Source organism: Falsiroseomonas oryzae (assembly GCF_027856955.1).
In the GTDB taxonomy this organism is placed as follows: domain Bacteria; phylum Pseudomonadota; class Alphaproteobacteria; order Acetobacterales; family Acetobacteraceae; genus Falsiroseomonas; species Falsiroseomonas oryzae.
On record NZ_JAPSMD010000395.1, the window covers coordinates 1 to 5,003 of the forward strand.

Genomic DNA, 5,003 nt, shown 5'->3' on the forward strand with positions numbered 1-5,003 from the left:
GGCCCGCAGCGCCAGGCCACCGAGCAGGATCAGCACGTTCCGCCGCTCCCGCAGCGCGCGTGCGGCGTTGCGCACGGCCAGCGGATCGGCCTGCGGCGCGGCCGGCACCGGCAGGGCCGCCGCGGGGCCGTCCGGCGCCTCGTCCCAGCAGGTGTCGGAGGGCAGGATCAGCGTCGCGATCTGCCCCGGCGAGGTCCGCGCCGCCTGCACCGCCACCGCCGCATCCCGCCCGACATCCACGGCGCGCTGCACCGTGCGCGTCCAGGCCGAGACACCCCGGGAAAAACCCTCGGTATCGGCGGTCAGCTGCGCATCCAGCGGCCGGTGGTAGGTCGCCTGGTCGCCGACGCAGTTGACGATGCCGGACCGCGCGCGGCGGGCGTTGTGCAGGTTGGCCAGGCCGTTCGCCAGGCCGGGGCCGCAATGCAGCAGGGTCGCCGCCGGCTTGCCCGCCATGCGCCAGTAGCCGTCGGCCATGCCGGTGACGACGTTCTCCTGCAGGCCGAGCACGCAGCGCATCCCGGGGATGCGGTCCAGCGCGGCCACGAAATGCATCTCGCTGGTGCCCGGATTGGCGAAGCAGACATCCACCCCCGACCCCAGCAGGGTGTGCACCAGACTTTCCGCGCCGTTCACGCCGTATCCCCCAGGATTGCCGAAGGCGCGCAGGCTGCGCGGGGCGGCGCCCGGCCGCAAGGCCCCCGGCAGACAACGGCCGGCAGGACCGCCACGGTTACGGAATTTGGCGCGGGCCCCTTTACGCGACGTCATCCTGCCGCAATCCTGCCGCGGCCAGGAAGGATAGGGGAACCTTCCGGCCCCGGGCGTCCATGCCCCGGGCGCGTTGGGGGACAGGGGCATGCCGCGTCTGGCGGTCGCATTCTTCTGCTCGGGCTTCGCGGCCCTGCTCTGCCAAATCGTGTGGCAGCGGATGCTCGGGATCTTCGCCGGCTCCGACACCGTCTCCGCCGCGCTGGTGGTGGGCGCTTTCCTGGCCGGGCTCGGGCTCGGCTCGATCATCGGCGCCAAGGTCGCGGACCGCCTCTCCCCCTACAAGGCAATGATCGGCTTCGCCCTGGCGGAAGCCGGCGTGGCGGTCTTCGCCCTGGTCTCGAAGTTCTTCCTCTACGACTTCCTGGCGACCGACCTGGCGGGCGTGGTGGACGACCCGGTCGCCATCTTCGCGCTCTGCTTCGCTGGCCTTGTGCTGCCCACCACGCTGATGGGCGCCTCCCTGCCGCTGCTGGCGCGCGCCATCGCCACCAGCCTCGACACCGTCGCGGAGCGGATCGGCGCGCTCTACGGCCTGAACACGCTGGGCGCGGGCCTCGGGGCGCTGCTCGGCGGCTGGCTGCTGGTCGGCAACCTCGGCTTCGTCGGCGCGCTGGTGCTGGCCGCCGGGCTCGACCTGCTGGCGGCGGTGCTGGCGCTGACCCTGCTGCCCGGCCTGCGCGGCACCGTCGCACCCACCCCCGCCCCGGCCGCCCGCGCAGCGGCGCAGGCCGAGCCCTTCGGCAGCCTGAAGCTGTGGTGCGTGCTGGTGTTCCTGTCCGGCTACGTGATCGTCGCGCTGGAGATCATCTGGGTGCGGCTGGCCGGCCAGGTCGGCCAGTACCACGCCTACCTCTTCCCCACCGTGCTCGGCGTGTTCCTGCTGGCGGATGGCGCGGGCATGGCGGTGGCCGCGCGCATGGTGCGCCGCATGAAGGACCCGCGCCCCGCCTTCTTCATCACCCAGGCCGGCGGATTCGCGCTGGGCGCGGCGCTGATCCTGGCGCTGTATCTCGCCCTGCCGCACTGGCCCTTCAACGCGCTGTACTCCACCGACTACTCCCGCCTGCGCGGGGAGCGGCTGGTCGCCACCATCGGGCTGATCGTGCTGCTGGTCGGCCCGCCCTCCTTCCTTATCGGCATGACCTTCCCCTTCGTCCAGCGCGCCGTGCAGCAGGACCTGGCGAGTGTCGGCGCGCGGGTCGGCTGGGTGCAGCTGGCCAACATCCTGGGCAATGCCGCGGGCTCCATCGGCACGGGCATCGTCACCTTCCACCTGCTCGGCACCGCCGGCACGCTGCAGCTGCTCGCTGCGCTCTCGCTGCTGCTGACGCTGTTCTGGCTCTGGAAGGGCGGCTGGGGCCGCAAGCCGGAGCTGGCGCTGGCCGGCGCCTGCGGGGTGGCGCTGGTCGTGCTGCCCGGGAACGCGCAGCTCTGGGCGCGGCTGCACAACGAGCAGCCGGGCCAGCGCGTCGCCTGGGCCGAGGACCGGTCCGGCGTCGCCTTCTTCCGCGACGACGGCCCCCTGCAGGCCCGCACCGATGGCGCGACAGGCCTCGCCGACCCGCACGGCCCGTTCTTCATCCAGGGCTTCAGCCAGGGCCGCATCCCCTTCCTGCCGATCCACCAGTTCCTCGGCGCGGTCGGCCCGCTGATCCACCCAAATCCGGAGCGCGTGCTGTGCATCGGCATCGGCTCCGGCGGCACGCCCTGGGCGGCCGGCGTGTCCCCCGCCACCAGGGAGGTGCGAGCGATCGAGCTGGTCGGCCCGGTCATCACCGCGCTGGAGGAACTGGCGGGTCGGCACCCGGACGGCCCGATCGCCGAGATGTTCCGCAACCCGCGCTGGCGCCTGGAATACGGCGATGGCCGCCGCGCCCTGTCGAAGGGCGAGGAGCAGTACGACATCATCCAGGCCGACGCGATCCTGCCGGAAGGCTCGCATTCCGGCCTGCTCTACTCCGAGGAGTTCCTGCAATCCGTCCGGCGCCGCCTGGCGCCGGGCGGGATCTACGTGCAGTGGGGCCCGACCCAGCGCACGGTGGAGACCTTCGCCGCGGTATTCCCCTACACGCTGCTGCTGATGCCGGGCTCCGTGCTGATCGGCTCCGACCGACCGATCCCCTACGATGCCGACGCGCTGGCGCGGCGCTTCCAGGATCCGCAGGTGGTCGCCCACCTGCTGCGCGGGAACCGCGGCTACAGCGACTACGGCGCCATGTTCGGCCGGCAGGCGCTGTCCTGGCAGCCCGGCAGCCCGCGGGCGGAAGCCTCGCTCACCGACGTCTTCCCGCGCGACGAGTTCTACCTGAACAACCCGGTACAGGGCACGCAGGCCCTCATGCGCCCCACCGACGTGATCGCCCGCGCCGCGCATCGCTGAGGGCCGGCGATGGCGGCAGGGGCGGCGCCGCCTGGCCGCCGCCCCGGCGGCGCGCGCATCTTCCGTGCCGCGATCGCGCGGTTGACGGCCGGGAAGTTGTCACGGCATCGTGACATCCTGCCGGCGCCGGGGGTGCCCTCCTCCGCCCGTCGCGCCATCTCCGGACGCCGCAACATGCGCCTCGCCCATGGCCGCAGCCCCGCCGCCGCCCTGCCCGGATGCCGGGGCGCCGGCGCGTCGTCGCGGCGGGGCTGAGGCCGGGCCGGACGCAGCGCCGTGTGGAAGATCCTGGGCGGCGGCCTGGTCTGCGGCGGGCTGGGCGTTGTGGTGTTCCACCAGGGCCTGACGCTGCTGCTGTTCGAGCACTTCTTCACGCTGCAGCAGATCTTCGACCTGCCCGCCACGCTGCGGCCCAACTCGCCGGCCTATTCGATGCGCACGGTCCCCCCGCTCCGCTTCCCCGACGTGGTGATGACGAGCGTCTATGGCGGCGCCTGGGGCGTCGCGCTGGCGACGATCATCCGGCTTCTCCGGCTGCCCGACCTGCTCACCGGCTTCCTGTTCGGCGCCATTGTCTGCACCCTGGCCGGCTTCTCGCTGAGCGGCGGACTGCGCGGCGCGCCGATCCTTGCGGATGGCTACTGGCCGATCTGGGTGCGCGCCGCCCTGATCAACGGCGTCTGGGGCTGGGGCACCGCCTGCTTCCTGCGCATGGCCGGGATCGGCAGCCGGTAGACGGCCGTTGCCGCGGGGATGCACCTCACTCGCCGCGGCCGGCGAGTTGGCTTTCCAGCGCCGCCCGCTCGAAGGCGAGCGTCTTCATGTCGAAGCTCGCCTGCCCGTCCATGCCCCGCAGCGTCGCGTTGAACTCCTCGCCCTGCGCCTGCAGCGCCTTGACCGCCGCGAGCCGGTCCCGAAGCTCCTCGGTCGTCATGTCGCGCGGCAGCCGGGCATCCTCCACGCCCCAGGCGACAGGCAGGTCGAGGCGCCGGCGCCCTTGCCAGGTCCGCGTCCCGTTCCAGGCCAGCGCCGCACGGCGGAAGGTCGTGCTCGGGACGCCCGCCGAGACGACCGAGAGCGGCAGCAGCTCGGCCGCCCCGTCGGCGCCGCTCCGCCAGCCCCAGCGCACGGAGCCGTAGTAGGTGCCGGCCTGCTCGCCCTCCACCGCCAGCGCCGTCGTCTCGAAGATCTGCGAGGCCGGCGGCGGCACCCAGCCGCCGCCCAGCGGCTGTTCCTCCACCTGGAAGGGCCTGTCGTGCAGCCAGGCATCCCATTGTTGCAGCTGGCCCGCCTCGTCCAGGTAGTGCCAGCCCCACTGCATGGTGGGCCCGTCCAGGGACCCGGCCAGGGACGGCGCCGCGACGGCGCCGCCGGTCGCCGCCGCCTGCGGTGGGTCGTCGGTGCCGTAGATCGGGCTGGTCTGGTGGTCGAGCCGGTCGATATGCGTTCCCTGGGCGGCATCCGGCCCGGCCGGCACGCGGAAGGCCTCGTAGGTCTCGCCCAGCCTGCGCGGACGCCCCGCGACCAGCGACTGCGCCGTCTGCGTCAGGCCGATCTGCGTGGCATCCACCGGCGGCGCCGGGGTGAAGCGCAGCACGATCTCGGCGCCGCGCGTGTGGCCCTGCTGGAACAGGTCGTAGCTGTCGGTGTCCCAGATGCCGCCGAGCGTCTCCACCTGGCGCTGCACCGCCGGCGCCACGGGGCCGAGGCCGAGGGCCGGCGCGCCCCCGCCCTGCTGCACCACATGCGCCAGCTCATGCGCCAGCAGGCTGCGGCCCGCGGCGGTCTCCGGGGCGTAGCGGCCCGGCGCGAAGACGATGTCGCGGCCGAGAGTGAAGGCGCGCGCGCC

4 protein-coding genes are annotated in these 5,003 nt (G+C 73.5%); 2 read left to right on the forward strand and 2 right to left on the reverse strand.

The features are described 5' to 3' along the window. Window positions 1–636, reverse strand: a 636-nt coding sequence (locus OZN99_RS25295; RefSeq protein WP_270938009.1) for a thiamine pyrophosphate-binding protein, incomplete at its 3' end; no start/stop codon positions are given. Between the two features lie 223 nt (window positions 637–859). Between OZN99_RS25295 and OZN99_RS25300 the strand changes: the two genes are divergently transcribed. Together OZN99_RS25300 and OZN99_RS25305 are read left to right on the forward strand one after the other, a co-directional pair. After that, on the forward strand, window positions 860–3,154 hold the full coding sequence (locus tag OZN99_RS25300) for a fused MFS/spermidine synthase (protein WP_270938010.1): 2,295 nt from the start codon (window positions 860–862) through the stop codon (window positions 3,152–3,154). Between the two features lie 276 nt (window positions 3,155–3,430). Continuing rightward, window positions 3,431–3,889 carry a hypothetical protein gene (locus OZN99_RS25305; protein WP_270938011.1) on the forward strand — a complete coding sequence of 153 codons (459 nt, stop codon included), beginning with the start codon at window positions 3,431–3,433 and terminating at the stop codon, window positions 3,887–3,889. Window positions 3,890–3,914: 25 nt separating this feature from the next. On the opposite strand, the gene OZN99_RS25310 is transcribed toward OZN99_RS25305, so the two are convergent. After that, window positions 3,915–5,003, reverse strand: a 1,089-nt coding sequence (locus OZN99_RS25310; protein WP_270938012.1) for an eCIS core domain-containing protein, incomplete at its 5' end; no start/stop codon positions are given.

Coding starts and splice junctions, on each gene's coding strand:
- OZN99_RS25300 (WP_270938010.1), top strand. CDS start 860: ATGCCGCGTCTGGCGGTCGCATTCTTCTGCTCGGGCTTCGCGGCCCTG.